Source organism: Lysinibacillus parviboronicapiens, from assembly GCF_003049605.2.
Classification (GTDB): domain Bacteria; phylum Bacillota; class Bacilli; order Bacillales_A; family Planococcaceae; genus Lysinibacillus; species Lysinibacillus parviboronicapiens.
Genome location: NZ_CP073713.1, coordinates 390,959 through 408,852, shown reverse-complemented (window position 1 = coordinate 408,852; position 17,894 = coordinate 390,959). Strand labels below are relative to the sequence as shown.

Here is a 17,894-nt window from a genome sequence, read left to right as displayed (position 1 = left end):
GCCTCCTTAGGCTGTTACAACTGTTGAGAACGCACTTAATTCTTTAATAACTTCATCATCTACGTCTACACCTAATCCAGGCTTCTCTGTTAAACAAATGAATGGTACATCGTAATGTAGGTTCCCGATGTCCTTCGCGAATTTAAGAGGGCCAGTTAATTCAACGCTTGTCATAATTTTTTTAGAAAATGCCACATGGAAACCTGCTGCTGAGCCGACAGATGACTCCACCATTGATCCTATTTGACATTCAATACCTGCCATTTCAGCCATTACTGCTAGTTTCATTGCAGGATAGATGCCACCACATTTCATTAACTTAATATTTACTTTATCTGCCGCACGCTTAGCAATAATCTCACGCATCTCGCGTACCCCTCGAAGGCCTTCATCAATCATTAAAGGGATATCTGATTTTGACTTAATTTCTACCATTCCATCTATGTCTTCACTGTCTACAGGTTGTTCTAACCAATCTAGATTTAAATCCTTCAAATCGCGTAAACCTTGCAGTGTTGTGGAAGCATTCCTCCATCCTTGGTTTACATCCACACGGATAGCAATGTCCTCACCTACACGTTTACGTACTTCCTTTATGCGAGCAACATCGCGTTTTACCTCAGTACCCACTTTCATTTTAAAAGACATATATCCCATTTCAACGCGTTTAGCTGCCTCATCAGCCATTTCTTTAGGTGTTCCAATACTTAATACATGCGTAATAGGGAATTTCTCATGATAGCGGCCACCTAAAAGTTGATAAACCGGCACTTGCAATGCTTTCCCAGCAATATCAAAGCAAGCAATATCAATAGCCGCCTTTGCTGCTGGCACACTTTTAATAATTTGGTCCATTTTATCGTGAATTTTTTCGATTGCCATTGGATTTCCCCCTATAATAGCAGGTACTAGTTGGTGCTTTAAGACTGCATAAGTGCTTTCCCAGGACTCACCTGTAACATGCTCATCAGGTACTGCTTCTCCATACCCTACGATGCCAGTATCAGTCGTCATTTTCAAAATGATTGAGGGCATTGTATCATATGTAGCATAACTAATGATGAATGGTTCGACTAATGGTAAATTAATGGCAAAAATTTCTACTTGTTGAATTTTCATTTTCTATCAAACTCCTGTATAATTTATAGTTGTCGTTAATACGTCGTTAATTACTTAAAAAATATAGAAAAGGAAAGATGCTCATGTCTACAAAAATAGCCGTACTATGCTCCGAGGCATTTAAAAAGCGTATACTTAGTATCGCACATAATATAGATGACATTCAATTAGAATTTTATCTATATAATCAACCTGCTGATGCCCCAACTTTGCTGAAGCAAATTAAACCATGTGATGCCCTTTTATTAGGAGGCACACTTCCCTATCTCCATGTTCAATCATTACTAAAAACATTACCAATTCCTTGGAATTATATGAAACAAGATGAAACAGCTATTTCCACAACATTATTATCACTTATAACCAATCATACCATCTCTTTAGACAGAGTCTCCATCGATGTTATGAATCCTATATTTGTAGATAACGTTCTCACTGATATAGAATATAGCGGACCAAAACCATATGTCTACCCTATCTCAATTGCAGAAGCACCCAATCTTATTTTGCAAAAACATATTAAATTATGGCAGGAAAAGAATATTGATTTCGTCATAACAAGTATTCATACTGTGTTTGATGAATTACAGGATCTGAATATTCCAGCAATGCGTATGTTGGATGCAACAAGCTCGATTATCCAATACTTAGAAGAAACAAAATCACAATCATTACTTACAAAGTCTGAATCTGTCAAAGCTGCAGTTGGACTCCTTGAACTGAGTGACAATAACGAAGCCAATACCTACATTTTAAATCATATTACGGCCGCTACACATTCCACCTTTAAGCAAATTACGACAAATTATTTCGAACTTTATACAACCGCCGGACATTTACAAAATGCTTTTGAAAAGGAGAATATGCATAAACTAATACAACAAGTAGAACACCCTTTTAAGCTCGCATTTGGCTATGGCCACTCTATTTTTGAAGCAGCTCAAAATGCAAAGTACGCATTAAAATTTGCCAAGCCTTTTGAAATTTATATACTAGATGAACATAAAAACTTATTAGGACCTTTTCCAAATACTGAAGCTAAAATATCCTTAAAAACAAATGATCCTTACATTTTACAATTGGCCAAGCAAACAAATTTAAGTCCGTTAAATATTTCTAAAATTATAAATTTCAGTCGAGAAAGACAATCTTCGCAGTTTACATCTCATAATCTTTCTGAATATCTACAAGTTTCTCGTCGAACAACAGAACGCATCATAAAAAAATTAGTTGATCAAGGCTATGCCAAAATAGTTGGGGAAGAGATGCCACACCAACAAGGTCGTCCTCGCACAATCTATGAACTGAATTTCGCAACCTATTAAAATTCAATTATCAGACAAAGGGCAGTATAACAAGCCCCTTTGTCTATTATCTTACTAGAATAACACTTTGAAATTTAGATTAAAAAGTTGTGCTCCCCTTCTAGGACTAACTACAAACCTCACATATCATCACTTTTCTGAAATCAATTTCCGAATTAATCTGCTACCACCATATTATTAATATCGTTATCTTGTGATTCTTTCTTGCGCTGCTTAGCTTCTTCTATTTCTTCTGGCGTCAACTTCACAATTTTAAAACCGAGATAACCATAAATAATCGAAATAATTGGAACAATGAAGTTAATGATAGCATATGGTGCGTATTCCATTGCTCCAACGCCTAATGTTGCAAGTATAAATACTCCACATGTATTCCACGGGAAGAATACAGATGTCAGCGTCCCGCCATCCTCCAATGCACGAGATAAATTTTTCGAATGCAAGCCGCGTTTTTCATAAACGTCAGCAAACATTCGTGAAGGCACAACGATAGAAATATATTGTTCAGAACAAGTTGCATTAGTCGTAATACATGCAGCAATCGTTGAAGCAATAAGGCTACCCGTAGATTTCGCAAATTTTATAACAACATCCATAAGCGCCTTCAACATGCCGGAATATTCTAACACTCCACCAAATGTCATGGCAACAATTGTCATTGAAACCGTATACATCATAGAATCTAAGCCGCCACGATTAAATAGCTCGTCCACCATTTCATTACCTGTGGATATGACAAATCCTTCTTGCAATGCATGGACAGCCATTGTCGGAGTTCCACCTTGTACGAAAATTTGTAGCAAGAATCCTGAGATTATTCCGATAACTAATGCTGGAATAGCGGGTACCTTTTTAGCAACCATAACAATTACACCAATAGGTACTAACAATAACCACGGTGAAATCACAAAACTTTTTTCCATCACGTCCAGTGTTGTCATTATTTTCTCAGAATTCATCGATATATCCGCAAAGCTTCGGCCCATAAAGCCGAAAGCGAGAAGTGCAATGATTAATGCTGGTATTGTTGTATAAAGCATATGTTTTATATGATCAAACAAGTCTGTATTAGTTAGACCTGCTGCTAGATTTGTTGTGTCAGATAATGGGGACATCTTATCACCAAAATATGAACCAGAAATAACTGCTCCTGCAATCATGGCTGCTGGGATTCCCATACTTAAACCGATACCCATACCAGCTACCCCAATAGTCGCCATTGTTGACCAAGAGCTACCAATTGCTAGCGAAACAATCGCACATAACAGCATTATCGTTACTAAGAACCATGCCGGAGAAATTAATTTCAAGCCATAAAAGATCATCGTGGCAACAACTCCGCCACCGATCCAAGCCCCGATTGTCAAACCTACTAAAATGATGATGACAATTGCTGGCAATGCTAAACGAATCCCTTTATACATCATTTCCTCGATTTCTATCCACTTGAAACCATGTTTTTTGGCAATAATTGCTGCTACAGTTGTTCCCACAATTAGTGGTACATGTGGACTTTGCTCTAATACAACTACTGTTAGAAGCATTGTAAAAATCATTATAGCAAAAGTCAAAAGTGCCCATCCTGCACTAATATCCTTTTTCATCATCATCCCATCCCCTTTTTTTGCACCAATAACCAGTTTGGAAATTTAAAGACGCAAATATTTTTTTACGATTTTTAGCATAATATTCAAAAAATATAAAGTCAACGCAAAAAATTTATGCTTCTCTAGCAATTATGCCTGTTAAAGCGAAAAAAAACGTTTCCAAATAGCTTTTACAAGCAATTCAAAACGCCGTATATTTATGCATTCAGTCTTAAAAAAGCTGAATCAAAAGTATATTATTACTTTTGATTCAGCCATTTTCTAACCAAGTTTTATTCGGGATGTTTTTCTAACACGCAAGCAAGCACTTTCGACGCATCAATTAATGCACTACGTTCGAACGTCATTTTAGGATGATGTAATCCTGGCGCTAAATTGGCACCTATACCAATCATTGTTGCTTTTAATTCAGGTTTTTTAACTGTATAGAAATGGAAATCGTCACTGCCAGGCGTTGTAATTTCTTCAGCTAGATAGCCTTCACCCAATGTTTCAATAATAGCATTTTTTGCCATTTGAGCAGCAATTGAAGAAACCTCTGCTCCAGGTGTAAAGTCAATCCATTTCCAGTCCATACCAATTTCATATTGCTGTTGTATCGATTTCAAACCAAACTCAATACGGTTACGCAGTAATTCCAGTTGATGATTTCGTTGAGCACGAATATCCATTGAAAAACTAGCACTTCCGGGAATGATATTTGTACTACCGCCATCCGCAACAATCTTCGTTAATTTTGCAGAGTGTGGCTCGAATGGTGATAAATGAATACTGTTTAACATTAGTTGGATAGCCATAATGACATCTATTGCATTTTTTCCTTGATGTGGTCTTGCGCCGTGTGCATCAATACCACGGATTGTTCCATCTAAGAAATAAGCTGCCCCATGATGTATTGCAGGCGATACCTTCCCTAGCGGTAGCTCTTCTATAGGTCGTAAATGAACACCAAACAAATGTGACACACCATCAACTGCTCCACGCTCAAAGGCTGCGCAAGCACCATTTCCAACCTCTTCTGCAGGCTGGAAAATAAAGCGCACTCGATGCTTCAATGGGCGATCTTTCAGTAGTAATAAAGACCCTAGTATCATCGTAATATTAGCGTCATGACCACACGAATGATTAGCTTGCCATTTACCATCTACCTCTTGCCACAACGCATCAATATCTGCACGGACTGCTACAACTTCATCTCCTGTACCAATTTCAGCAATTAGCCCTGGCACATCACCTAGTAAACGATAAGTTACCTGTAATTCATCTAGTATAGACGCAATTTTTTTAGTTGTTTCAAACTCCTTCCAACTTACCTCTGGATTACTATGAAAATGTTCAAACCATTGATACATTGTGTCTTCTAGCATTGCTGCACTTGTCATAACTACACCTCTATATAGCTTTTTTCTTCACCATTATACATGATAGCTTTTCAGAAAAGTAAATACACTTTAAGTACCATATAAATTCAATAATTTACATATTCCTAATACACTGCTCCACATGGCAGGTGGCCATCTTCGTAAAAATTTCACTCATGTTATGCTCTTATGTAGTATTATTGGTAAACAATGACTTTACACAATATGAAAGGCTGTGTTAAAAGTTTTCTTCACTTTTATCACAGCCCATATCTTTTATAAACTTGTAAAAAAACCTTCTGGGTATTCTTCATGATGGACTATTGTTAGTTGCTCCTCATTTTTTTCATCATTTATTTGAAAAACAGGCTCTTGATCCATTAGATATGTTTCAAATTTTGAGTTTAAAAATTTTATCATTTTTCCACCCCCTATATTAATTGAATTTTCTGATAAAAGAATTATACAATAGTTTTACAAAGAAAAGCAATGATTAATGCTTTATATGCATAATAAATATGAATTCAATCTCAATTTAAGATAAAAAGTAAAAGCGTCTCAGATATACCTCTGAGACGCCTTATTTTTTCTTTTTTATGCCGTTACACTCTTTGAAGCTTCATCACCGTTTCCTCCGTATTTATGCTGTGTTAGATACTGGATAACTACCAATACAATAAAGATTGCTAATCCGGCCCAATCAGAGAATTTCTCTGGATAGATGAGTAATAAACCAGCAGCAATAGCAATAATACGTTCAATCCATAGCATTTTACGATACCAGAACCCTATTACCCCTGCCCCGATAGACACCATGCCCGTTACAGCCGTAAATACTACCCATAAAATTTGCGGAATCGTTGTATCAATCATCAGTAACGCAGGTGAGAACACAATCATATAAGGAATGATAAAAGCTGCAATGGCAAGCTTTGCAGAATTAACACCCGTTTTAATCGGATCTCCACCAGAAATACCAGATGCAGCAAAGGCCGCAAGTGCTACAGGAGGTGTTATATCTGCGATAATACCAAAATAAAAGACAAAGAAATGTGCTGATAATAGGACAACAACTGGCACTAGTTCTTGTGGTGTATTCGGTGATAACAACGCCACAATTGCTGGAGCAGCTATTGTTGATGTAATAACATAATTTGCTGTCGTAGGTGCACCCATTCCAAGAATTAAGGAAGCAATCATCACGAATACAAGTGTTAAAATGATACTACCTCCAGCTAAAGCTACTAAGCTATTCGCTAAACTTAAACCTAGGCCTGTTTTGACAACTACACCTACGATAATACCCGCACAGGCTGTAGCAGCTACAACACCAAGTGCTGTACGTGCACCTTCAACTAATGCATCAATAATATCCTTAGGTTTTAAACGTGTATCTTTGTTAAACATCGCCACTCCAATTGAAATAAGAATACCGTATAGTGCCGCATGCATAACAGGCGTACCCGTTAACATTAAAATGATAATAGCAATAATCGGTAATAATAAGTAAATCTTCTTAAACACTTCTCTACGATTCGGCATTTGGTCGTCACGTAAACCGCGTAAGCCAACGCGTTTTGCCTCGAAGTGCGTCATAATCCAAATTCCTGTAAAATATAACAACGCTGGGATTGCTGCTGCTTTGGCAATATCCCAGTAAGTAATACCACGACCGATAAATTCTACCATTAAGAACGCTGCAGCCCCCATAATCGGCGGCATTAATTGACCACCTGTAGAAGCAGCTGCCTCAACAGCGCCTGCAAACTCTTTTCGATAACCAAGCTTTTTCATCATCGGTATTGTATACGAACCTGATGTAACAACATTTGCCACAGAGCTTCCTGAAATCATTCCTTGAAGGGCACTTGAGAATACAGCAACTTTCGCCGGACCACCAATCAGTTTCCCCGCAAATGCTACTGCTAAATCGTTGAAGTATTGCCCCACACCGGTTTTTACAAGAAAAGCCCCGAATAATAAGAACACAAAGATGAATGTCGCTGATACACTAATTGGTGTACCTAAAATCCCATCTGTCGTAAAGTACATAAGGTTGACAATACTTTCTATATCCTGTCCTCGATGTGCCATAAATGCCGGGAAGTACGGTCCAAAGTATGCATATATAAGGAAACATACTGCAATAATTGTGATTGGTAAACCTACTGCCCGTCTAGCCGCCTCAAGAACTAATACCACAGCAATTAGGCCGACAAAAAAGTCCAATTGCGTTATAGTACCGTTACGATTGACAAGCTCTGTATAATTCAGTGCCCAATAAGAGCCTACTACGACGGATAATAGTGCTAAAATATAATCAAACCATGCAATTTTATGCTTTGGCGCCTTCTTTCGAGCTGGAAATAACAAGAAAATCAGTGTTAAACCAAAACCTAAGTGAACAGTACGCTGAATTGGTGCTGTATATTGACCAAATATGGCAGTGTACAATTGAAACAATGAAAATGCTAACAAACCATAGAAGATTACATACTTCATGATTCCTGATATTGTACGCACATTCGATTCAATATCATATTTTTCAAGAATTGCTTGTTGCTCTTCAGCGGAAATTTGTTCAAATTCTTCTACTTTTACATCATTGTTGGGTTCTTGTTTTTTAGTCATTTCAACCTAACTCCTTTCCATTGGTCATAAAGAGATATGTGTTTCACTTCAAATAAATAGGATTTTCCTCTTTGTAAACCTTTTTTTAAATCATATTCATAATCCTTGTATGCCAATACTAGATCTAAATCTATATCGCCAATGTAAATAGTAAAGTTTTCAATTGTTTCATTATCAAATTGCAAATAATATTTACCGTCGCGTTGGGTTAACGTTTGATTTTCCTCTGCGTAGCCTGGCATACCTATCGCCAAATCCTCATACTCCATCCCAAGCATTTGTATACGTTTTTTTTCGACACATTTGTAATACTCAAGCACATCAGATTTATGAATCGAATGTGTATATCTAATACGGAAAGTATCGTCCGTAACAACTGGTATGTAGTGTAATGTGGGAGATTCTACACGTGTTTCAGTGAATGCAAATACCTTTTGAAGAGGACAAAACATCATTACGATAACACCTACAGATAATAGCACTGTTACTATTAACATTTCCCTCTGTCGCATTACATCTGTTCCCCCACTTTATAAGCCATTCGTTAATCGTTACGTTTAACACAAGAAAAGGGGCTCGAAGCTTTACGCAATCCGAGCCCCTTTGTATGTTTAAGAAGTATAAATCTTATCAATGTCTAGGTACCCCTTGCCCTGCTTACCTATAAAACTTATTGTGTAAGCAAGTGCAGATGTGCTTACCTATGGTAAATTATTTCTTCTCATCAAAGTACTTTTGAGCGCCAGGATGGATATCAATGCTGATACCATCTAAACCAGTTTCAGCTTTGATAAGACGACCTTTGTCATGAGAAATTTTATCAGTATTATCATAGATTGCTTTTGTCATCGCATAAACAACATCTTCTGGAAGATCCTTTTTCACAGCTAGCATGGCAAGAACAGAAACAGTTTCAACATCACTTCCGATACCATAGGTACCAGATGCTACAGTATCTTTTGCGTAGTATGGATATTTCGCAATTAACTCATCTGCTTTACCAGCATCTACACCAATAATATTTACTTTTGTTGTAGCATTTAACGCTTCAACAGCACCTGTTGGTGTACCAGCTGTAATGAAGGCCGCATCAATTTGACCTGATTGAAGACCATCTGTCGACTCCCCGAAATCTAAGTTTTGTGCTTTAATGTCATCCATAGTTAAACCATGGATTTCAAGTAGTTGTTCAGCGTTTGCATAAGTACCAGAACCTGGAGCACCTACAGAAACTTTCTTACCTTTTAAATCCGCGTACGTTTTAATACCTGATGCTTCAGTTGTTACTAATTGAACTGTTTCTGGGTAAAGTGCGCCTAGAGCAGCAATCGTATCAATTTTTTTACCATCGAACATTAACTTACCTTCAGTTGCATAATAAGCAATGTCTGTTTGTACAAATGCAATTTCACCTTTCCCCTCTTGTAAAGCCGTCATGTTAGCAGCAGACGCTTGGGAAACTTCAGCTGTCGTTTTAATGTCTGTTTCAGTTGTAATTAAATCGGCAAATGTACCACCAAGTGCATAATACGTACCTTGTGTACCACCTGTTAATAAACTTAAAAATTTAATATCAGATTTTGGTTTGTCAGTTGTAGCTGAATCACCATTTGAATCTTCTTTTTCTGTATCGTTCGAATTGGTACCACTATCAGATCCACATGCAGCTAAAATTAATAGCGCTAATGCACTTAATAGCATTAATAATCTAAATTGCTTGTTCTTCATTCCAAAATTTCCCCCTATAAAATAAATTTAGTAATATATTTAAAATTATCAAATTTGGTATAATATTGTCAATCTATTTATAGTAAATTCAGTCTTTTATAATTATACCTACCCATAAAATTCTATTTTATAACATCTTTTAAGGAATTCTATTTAACCCTTCATTTATCTGTAATAATCAAATAATTTCTACAAACAGGTTTGACGTTAAATTTCGATAATGTATATTATATGTATAAAAAACTCCCAGTTTTTGTTTTTAATTCAAGCTATTTCAAAATAAAAACAGCTATATCTAAAAGGCATACAACCCCTTTTGATACAGCTGTTTTTTATTATTGAATTACACCGCAAGCAATTCTTGCCCCAGAATTGCCAGAAGGATCTGTTTTATAGTCGTCGGCTGCTTCATGAATGACAAGTGCACTGCCATCTTCATCAAACAATGAATTTTCCATATTTTTCTGTAAAGTGATACCTTCCGCTAAAAATGTTAAATCTACAACGCCATCTTCCCCGATTTCTAGGTTTGGTAAGTCTCCTAAATGATAACCCTTCGGATTCAATTTACCATGCTCTTTTTTAGTTGGGTTAAAATGCCCCCCCGCAGATTCAAACGTCGGTGCTTCACACTTTCCTACAGTATGAATATGAATACCTTTCGTTCCTGAAGGTAATCCCGTTAAAGCTAACGTCATCATGACACCATTATCCTCTTCTTGAAAATATGCATTTCCATAACTTTCATTTTTCGAACCAATAACCTTTGCGGTTGCCGTTAATGATGAGTTTGGATTGGAATTGGATTCTGAGTCGGCATTTACCGTTACTTGTTTCTCGTTCTTATCAAAAAAATTACAGCCACCGACAAATACTGTTAACGACATGATTAATATAGTTATTTTTTTCATAAAAATACCTCCCTTTAATTCTGATGTTACCCATCTCAACACATACTTATGCAATTTAGATACGGATTTCGAGACTCAAGCAACATCGATTTTTCTTTTTTCTCAAAGAAAAGAGGTATCCCAAGTTTTTGAGATACCTCTTTTACCAAACACTAATTTAAAATTTTTACAGTAACTGTTCGGACACCCCAATTTCGAGCTTGTCCATCCGATGGAATGAAGACATCAATTTTATTACCTTTAATCGCCCCACCAGTATCAGCCGCGATCGCTTCTCCATACCCTTCAACCCAAACCTTTGTGCCAAGAGGAATAACACGTGGATCAACAGCGATTACTTTTAGTCCGGGGTTTGATCGTATGTCTGTCCCGTTTGCTGTAATGCCCGAGCATCCTTCGCAATAAGCTGTATAGGCGGTCGCACGCATTGTATATGTTTTCCCTGAAGCATTCGCTGGTGCGCTCGTTGATTTAGTGGTTGCAGCAGCAGTGGCAGCAGGTTTCTTGTAGGTGCTCACTGCGGTTTTTGGCTTTGCCGCTGATGCTTTAATGGCTAATAATTCACCCACGTAAATCAAATCTGATGAGAGATTATTCCATTCTTTTAATTCGGCCACTGTTACATCATAGGTACTTGCCAGTTTAAACAATGTATCGCCGGCTTTAATCAGATGGTTATCTTTTATTGAGTCTTCTTTCTTGGCTTTCTCGATATTCAAGTCCTGATCCGGATAAATCCATATCGAATCAATTTCGTTTAATTTTTGCAACTCAGCTACGCTTAAATTATATTCCCGCGAGATTCCCCACAATGTGTCGCCCATCTTAACACTATATACTCCCTCAGCAGAAGAGGAACTTGCAAACATACTCACGCCAAGTGTCAAGGCTACAGCAAAAGCTATTGCTTGTTTTTTCATATTAAGTAATACCTCCATTTTTTTATTTCCTGCAATCTCCTACTAGCACATTAGCATTAGGCTCATATATGCAAGCAAGCATTCAGATTACAACTAAACAACACAGGACAATGGACCTGATATTACAAATTATTACTAAAAAAACGGAAAAATATACAATATCAATTATATATTTAGCAATTCAAACAATTTTATGGAAATAAATTTTGCGAAGCTACCCATTATTATCAGGATGTAAAAGTTGGAAACTCGTAGTTTTTAACCGATAATAGGGATAAGGAGGAATGTGGAATGAATATTGCCGCTATGATGAGCAACAGTTAATGGAACTACAAATAACCTTATAAATGAGTGGACTGTAAAATGCACTTAACTTAAATTCGGCAGTTGCAGTTAATGAATAAAAGATATGCCTCAACCATAAGTTACTACACATCCTTATAAAGGAGCAGTTATGGATGTTTCTATTTAAAAACTAGGTTGTTATTACTATGAATACAGCCTTTTACAATAAGTAAAGCTATTCGTTTCATTAGCACATTAGCGAAAGAGGAATTGGTAATAATATGTATTTCATTTGAAAGTTGGTGCCCGTCTGTGATTAGAGTAATAATAATGGACGATGAGCCATTAGCTCTTATTAACATGGAAAAAAAGTTACAAGAATTTGATATGATTGAAATCGTTAAATCCTTTTCAACCTTAAACGATTTGCTTACCGAGGGACCAACTTTGGATATTCAAGTAGCATTTTTAGATGTTGAAATGCCTGGTATGAACGGCTTAGAAATAGCTCAATTATTAAAACAATGGCATAACAATATTTATATCGTTTTTGTTACAGCGTACCGAGATTACGCTGTTCAGGCATTTGAAATTCAATCCCTCGACTATTTATTAAAGCCCATTTCCAAATCTAGATTAGAGACAACAATAAATAGAATTCAAGAACTCTTCCAGTACGAAAAAAAATTGCCACCATTACAGCACATTGAACCATCACTCAAAATACAATGCTTTGGTGGGTTTAATGTCTCCTTTAATGATAAGATTGTTCATTGGCGAACTGTGAAAACTAAGGAGCTGTTTGCCTTTTTGTTTTCTCATCTTAATAGCCATATTCCTCGAGATACCATTATCGATGCACTATGGGCAGAGACAGAATATAAAAAGGCTAGAGTACAATTGCATACTACCATTTCCTATTTACGGACAACACTGTCTACTTTAGGTTATGTAAATGTGCTACATTATGCAAATGGGTGCTATACCTTGCAGTTAGAGGAATTTCAGTGCGATGTTCTAGACTTAGAGCAATTATTAAAACAAAAAGATGAAACTGAGGAGCTAGATATAGAAAAAGCGGAGACGTTTATTGATAATCATCAAGGTGATTATATGGCAACATTAGATTATCCATGGATAAATAGTAAAGCAAATTTCTTTAACAACCAGTTTACAATCTTACTAAATTTTTTAGTAGAACATTATACCGCTACACATGCTTTTAAAAAGCGCGAACTTACCTTACTGTTATCTTTAGACTATAGTCCTTATTCAGATAAAATCATTCAACAGCTTATTCAGCATTATATAGAAGTAGATAATCGCGCAAATGCAATAACAATATACAATACTTTTAGAAACAACTTGTTAACAGAACTCGGCATTCTCCCTAACCTAGATACCATTGAACTATTTAATACTATTTCGAAAAATAAATAATAAGAAGTAGCTGTCTTTTAAATGGTGTTATCCATAGACAGCTACTGCTAAGGTTGTCTTCTTGCAATTGTCGCACCTGAAAATTCCTCAACCACACAAATACAATTCCGGCCAGATTTTTTAGCCTCATATAAAGCCTGATCAGCTATAGCAATCAACTGCTTAGGGGTTTTTATGGCAGTTGAAAATGCAGTAATTCCCGCTGACAAGGTAACTGGATGCCCAAAAAGATTCTCTGCCAAAGCTTGTTTAACACGTAAATTCTCTGCTACCTCCACCGCTTCCTCTATCGTAGTAGATGGTAAAATAATCATAAACTCTTCTCCACCATAGCGAAAACAAACTCCATGTTGATTGACGCTCTCTTGCATGATCTTTGCAAAAGCTTTTAATACTTCATCACCCGCTGTATGACCATATGTATCGTTTACATTTTTAAAATTATCTAAATCTATCAGAACAATCGCATGCGGTACTTTATTTGTAAATAATTCATTTAACACTTGATCCATACTCCTGCGATTTGGAATACCTGTTAATGAATCTAGCCTTAATTGCTTAGTTAAATCAGCTATCCTATTTCTCGACTCTGTTAACGTATTCAATACTGCATTTTTTAAGTGATACGCTTCCAAATACCAGCCATCAATTTCCTCTAAATTTTGTATTCCCCCCCCTCCCTCTATACCCGTTGCAAGACCTTTTAGAGGTCGAATAATTTTTACAGCGATCCATAATGTTAATACAAACAACACTAATAAAGTTAGCGCTAAAGGAAATATTATTTTTTTAAAAAGGGCATTAAATGGCACGGTATTTTCTTCGAGAAAACGGTTAGCCGCTTGCTCAAATGCCGCATGTGATGCTATACCATTATCGGAATCTTGCATTTCCAGTTGCCCATAATCATTGGTTATATTGGAAATTTCCTTTCTATACACCTCTTTCAAATCACGTTTATTTTCTATAAGTATTTCGTTAAAACTTTGATAGCTGCCCCAAATACTTATAGTAGATGTAGCGAGTATGCTAACCATCACAATACTAACGATTAAAAAAGATAATTTGAATTTGAATTTACACACAATAGATCTATTCTCCCATTGAGACGATTTTTTTGCGAAACCCTTTATACTTGTTTCAACTCATATATAATTTTATATATACAATACAACATCATACGCTATAGCTCTTAAAAAAAACTTAACAAGTGATAGAATTACCTCTTTTCAATAAAGTATAACTAGATCGAAAAGAACTACAGACTCACAGTAAATCAGCCAAAATAGTATTTTTAGAGTATTTTTTAAGAAAATTCTTATTTTCTTTTTTTATCAATTATTTTCAGGAGGCTTTTATGTTAGCGCTAAAAGAAACAACAAAACGACACCTACTTATTATTGTCTTGATTTTTATCGTCCTTTCTACCCTCCGAATACTTTGGCTAGCCTATTTCTTACCTTCTAATGATCAGCCATCTGCTAAGGATGGCATTTTCGATATGCAAAATCAAATGTGGTCAGATGACAATGTCTTCTATTTAAACGGCGAGTGGCTCTATTACCCTGGATTATTATTAGCTACAACCAATAGCAATCATAGCATGGCCACTTTCCCGTTAGAAAAAAGCGTCCTATCGATTCCACAGCGTGATAGCAAAGCAAAGACACAACAATTTGGCACATACCGCTTAAAAATCTTACTGGACGATAATGATTCATCAGATAATCAGTATGCTATCCGGATACCTGCTATTCCTACTGCTTCAGAGCTATACGTCAATGGCAAACTTGTAGGAAAATCTGGGACAGTAGCCACAGACGCTAACATACATAAAGGACAAGCCGCACCTTATACCGTCTACTTTACGGAAAAGGAGTCTGAAATCGACATACTTTTACAGGTATCCAATTTCGATACCCCAGCTAATACTGTTATTAACAAAAGAATTTCCTTTACTTCCGCATCTGCCATGACACATTACCAGACGATTACTGAGCTATCCCTAGCTACTATCTCGGTGATCATCATTATGTATGCACTTTTTAGCATTCTAGTTTATCTATTTATTTACCGCAAAAAGATTGTTTTACTGTTCACAGTTGGCTTTCTTTTGCCTTTAACAGATGAATTAATAACTTATGATCGTTCGTTCCTGGATTGGCTACATCTCGATTATGTTTGGTCTTTAAAATTGTCCAATATTATTTATCTCGGTGCTTCTTTTTTCTTTGTACAATTTATGCGTGTTTTACTTGTCAAATACCAACATGCTAAGTGCTTTCGGTGGTTCTCTACTTTATATGCTCTAGGAACTCTGTTAATCGTTTTGTTACCTATTCAATGGTTGTATGCAGTAAATATTTTATTCTTTATTCTTTATATTGTTTCTTTTTTATATGTTGTCGTACTAGCTTTAAGGGAGTACGTTGCAAACCAAACGACTTCCGCCTTTCTTGCATTCACAGCCCTCGCTACAACAAACGGAATTATTTGGGGGCTTATAAAAACAACCTACGTTTTAGATATTCCCTTTTATCCTTTTGACTATTTAATGATTGTTCTTGGATTTACGGGGTATTGGTTTAAACGTTTTTATATCAATACACAGCAAATCAACAGGCTAGTAGCTGATTTACAAAAAGATGATGAACAAAAAGATGAATTTTTAGCTAGCAGCGCACAAAAGTTATGGAGTCCGATGAATAAAATGATTACCCTTGGACAATCCATTTATGAAAATCCAAACAATTTGCTTATCAGTGAAGATAAACATAATTTAAAATATTTAATTGATATTGGTAGGAGTATGTCTTTTACACTTAATGACATTCTTGATTTTACTCGGCTAAAAGAAGGAACTCTATATCTGCATACAAAAAATGTGAATATCCTAGGGACTGTTTCAGGGGTATTTGATATGCTTCGATTTATTACGGAGGGAAAACAAATACAGATGACTTCAAGTATTTCCAGGTCCTTCCCTCATGTAGTAGCTGATGAAAACCGTCTGATTCAAATTTTATTTAATCTTTTACATAATGCTATTAAATATACGGGTGCTGGCTTTATAGAAATTAGTGCACGCACAGAAAAAAATATGGCTATTATTCATATACGCGATACTGGTTTAGGTATGGATGGTGATTTGCAAAATCGTCTATTCTCTCCTTACGAGCAAGGAAATGTGGCTGATGAGGGTATTGGTATCGGTTTATTCGTCTGTAAACAACTAATTGAGTTACATGGTGGGACATTGCAAATTCAATCTATCCCACACAAAGGATCAGACGTGATGTTCACCTTACCTCTTGCTGAAGAAAGTACTGTTGCAGACGAAGCTCTGTGTGCTTATCAAGCAGCTGATTCATTACCATCTGAAAGTTTGCATGCAGAAGTACCTTCTACAGCCCATCACTTTAAAATTTTAATGGTCGATGATGATCCCGTTAATTTGCGAATTATGAGAAGTTTATTTGTCTCTACAGAATACGATGTCACTACTGTTACAACCAGTGAAAAAGCGATGGAATTACTACCGCGGCATAATTGGGATTTGATTATTATTGATGCAATGCTACCGTATATATCAGGTTATGCCTTAATTGAGTTCATCCGAGAGCATTATTCAGTACTTGAATTACCCATTTTATTATTAACTGCTCGTAATTATCCTGAAGATGTTTATACAGGCTTTGCTCATGGGGCAAATGATTATGTATCAAAACCCATCAATTCACTGGAATTAAAAGTTCGAGCAAGAGCTTTAATTGATTTAAAGTATAGTATTCATCAACGCTTACAGTTAGAAACTGCATGGCTTCAAGCCCAAATACAGCCACATTTTTTGTTTAATACACTCAATACAATCGCATCTTTAAGTACGATTGACACAGATCGAATGATTGACTTAATGCATCACTTTGGGGAATATTTACGCGCGAGTTTTGATGTCAAGAATCTTCAGCGAGTTGTTCCACTTCAAGATGAACTAGAGCTTGTCCGCTCCTATCTTTTTATTAAACAACAGCGCTTTGAGGGACTTTTAAAAATCGAATGGGACATTGACGACAATATTCACATTAAAATCCCCCCTATCTCTTTACAAACTTTAGTAGAAAATGCTATTCGCCACGGTATTTTAAAACAAGAAGGTGGTGGAACTGTGTGCATCCATATTAAAGATTTTCCGGATTACGTAGCCATCAGTGTGATAGACGATGGGGTTGGTATAGATCCAAGTACATTAGCTGATTTGCAATCTGGTAACAATCCTACAACTTTTGGTGTTGGGATACGGAATACAGATCTTCGTCTTAAAAGGATTTATGGTCAAAGATTGCAAATTAAAAGTATACCGAATGAAGGAACGACTATTACTTTCCATATACCAAAAAATGATTGACACGAGAACTTATTATTTTTTCAACATTTTTAACATCTTACTGTAACTTGAAGAGCCATTAACTTCTCGATGAGTAGGTAATGGCTCTTTTTTATAAATTCACAGTAAAATGCTTACTATAAGTAAAATAAATATTTTAATGGAATACAAAAAATTAGGGTA

At 36.2% G+C, this 17,894-nt stretch carries 13 protein-coding genes; 3 read left to right on the top strand and 10 right to left on the bottom strand.

The window, feature by feature from the left end; all coding sequences use genetic code 11:
• Positions 1-6: 6 nt before the first annotated feature.
• Positions 7-1,119 carry a mandelate racemase/muconate lactonizing enzyme family protein gene (locus tag C9J31_RS02100; protein WP_107948411.1) on the bottom strand — a complete coding sequence of 371 codons (1,113 nt, stop codon included), beginning with the start codon at positions 1,117-1,119 and terminating at the stop codon, positions 7-9.
• A gap of 83 nt (positions 1,120-1,202) precedes the next feature.
• Here C9J31_RS02100 and C9J31_RS02095 point away from each other — a divergent pair, with 83 nt between their 5' ends.
• Positions 1,203-2,444 (top strand): hypothetical protein, encoded by a 1,242-nt coding sequence (locus tag C9J31_RS02095; protein WP_107948413.1) that lies wholly within the window; start codon positions 1,203-1,205, stop codon positions 2,442-2,444.
• A 155-nt stretch (positions 2,445-2,599) separates the two neighbouring features.
• On the opposite strand, the gene nhaC is transcribed toward C9J31_RS02095, so the two are convergent.
• From nhaC to C9J31_RS02055, 8 genes are all read right to left on the bottom strand, one after another.
• A complete protein-coding gene (gene nhaC / locus C9J31_RS02090) occupies positions 2,600-4,048 on the bottom strand; it encodes a Na+/H+ antiporter NhaC (RefSeq protein WP_107924542.1) in 1,449 nt (482 codons plus the stop codon).
• Positions 4,049-4,323: 275 nt separating this feature from the next.
• On the bottom strand, positions 4,324-5,433 hold the full coding sequence (locus C9J31_RS02085) for an amidohydrolase (RefSeq protein ID WP_107948415.1): 1,110 nt from the start codon (positions 5,431-5,433) through the stop codon (positions 4,324-4,326).
• A gap of 255 nt (positions 5,434-5,688) precedes the next feature.
• On the bottom strand, positions 5,689-5,832 hold the full coding sequence (locus C9J31_RS02080; RefSeq protein ID WP_167395952.1) for a hypothetical protein: 144 nt from the start codon (positions 5,830-5,832) through the stop codon (positions 5,689-5,691).
• Positions 5,833-6,006: 174 nt separating this feature from the next.
• Positions 6,007-8,043: a TRAP transporter permease gene (locus C9J31_RS02075; RefSeq protein ID WP_107948416.1), complete on the bottom strand. Its 2,037-nt coding sequence runs from the start codon at positions 8,041-8,043 to the stop codon at positions 6,007-6,009.
• Positions 8,040-8,555, bottom strand: a complete 516-nt coding sequence (locus C9J31_RS02070) for a DUF1850 domain-containing protein (protein ID WP_107948418.1) — start codon at positions 8,553-8,555, stop codon at positions 8,040-8,042. Before C9J31_RS02070 ends, C9J31_RS02075 begins: the two co-directional genes overlap by 4 nt.
• Positions 8,556-8,754: 199 nt before the next feature.
• Positions 8,755-9,771, bottom strand: a complete 1,017-nt coding sequence (locus C9J31_RS02065) for a TAXI family TRAP transporter solute-binding subunit (RefSeq protein WP_107948420.1) — start codon at positions 9,769-9,771, stop codon at positions 8,755-8,757.
• A gap of 335 nt (positions 9,772-10,106) precedes the next feature.
• Complete coding sequence (locus C9J31_RS02060) at positions 10,107-10,682, bottom strand: superoxide dismutase family protein (protein ID WP_107948422.1); 576 nt, start codon at positions 10,680-10,682, stop codon at positions 10,107-10,109.
• Between the two features lie 152 nt (positions 10,683-10,834).
• Positions 10,835-11,602 (bottom strand): LysM peptidoglycan-binding and 3D domain-containing protein, encoded by a 768-nt coding sequence (locus C9J31_RS02055; RefSeq protein WP_107948575.1) that lies wholly within the window; start codon positions 11,600-11,602, stop codon positions 10,835-10,837.
• A gap of 597 nt (positions 11,603-12,199) precedes the next feature.
• Between C9J31_RS02055 and C9J31_RS02050 the strand changes: the two genes are divergently transcribed.
• Positions 12,200-13,327, top strand: a complete 1,128-nt coding sequence (locus C9J31_RS02050; protein WP_107948424.1) for a response regulator — start codon at positions 12,200-12,202, stop codon at positions 13,325-13,327.
• A 47-nt stretch (positions 13,328-13,374) separates the two neighbouring features.
• Here C9J31_RS02050 and C9J31_RS02045 read toward each other — a convergent pair whose 3' ends face one another.
• Positions 13,375-14,412, bottom strand: a complete 1,038-nt coding sequence (locus C9J31_RS02045) for a GGDEF domain-containing protein (RefSeq protein WP_107948426.1) — start codon at positions 14,410-14,412, stop codon at positions 13,375-13,377.
• Between the two features lie 272 nt (positions 14,413-14,684).
• On the opposite strand from C9J31_RS02045, the gene C9J31_RS02040 reads away from it, so the two are divergent.
• Entirely contained in the window at positions 14,685-17,732 is a 3,048-nt protein-coding gene (locus tag C9J31_RS02040; RefSeq protein WP_107948428.1) for a hybrid sensor histidine kinase/response regulator, read from the top strand.
• The last annotated feature ends 162 nt before the right edge of the window (positions 17,733-17,894 follow it).

Coding starts and splice junctions, on each gene's coding strand:
- C9J31_RS02075 (WP_107948416.1), bottom strand. CDS start 8,043: ATGACTAAAAAACAAGAACCCAACAATGATGTAAAAGTAGAAGAATTT.
- C9J31_RS02040 (WP_107948428.1), top strand. CDS start 14,685: ATGTTAGCGCTAAAAGAAACAACAAAACGACACCTACTTATTATTGTC.
- C9J31_RS02085 (WP_107948415.1), bottom strand. CDS start 5,433: ATGACAAGTGCAGCAATGCTAGAAGACACAATGTATCAATGGTTTGAA.
- C9J31_RS02070 (WP_107948418.1), bottom strand. CDS start 8,555: ATGCGACAGAGGGAAATGTTAATAGTAACAGTGCTATTATCTGTAGGT.
- C9J31_RS02055 (WP_107948575.1), bottom strand. CDS start 11,602: ATGAAAAAACAAGCAATAGCTTTTGCTGTAGCCTTGACACTTGGCGTG.
- C9J31_RS02065 (WP_107948420.1), bottom strand. CDS start 9,771: ATGAAGAACAAGCAATTTAGATTATTAATGCTATTAAGTGCATTAGCG.
- C9J31_RS02080 (WP_167395952.1), bottom strand. CDS start 5,832: ATGATAAAATTTTTAAACTCAAAATTTGAAACATATCTAATGGATCAA.
- C9J31_RS02060 (WP_107948422.1), bottom strand. CDS start 10,682: ATGAAAAAAATAACTATATTAATCATGTCGTTAACAGTATTTGTCGGT.
- C9J31_RS02100 (WP_107948411.1), bottom strand. CDS start 1,119: ATGAAAATTCAACAAGTAGAAATTTTTGCCATTAATTTACCATTAGTC.
- C9J31_RS02095 (WP_107948413.1), top strand. CDS start 1,203: ATGTCTACAAAAATAGCCGTACTATGCTCCGAGGCATTTAAAAAGCGT.
- nhaC (WP_107924542.1), bottom strand. CDS start 4,048: ATGAAAAAGGATATTAGTGCAGGATGGGCACTTTTGACTTTTGCTATA.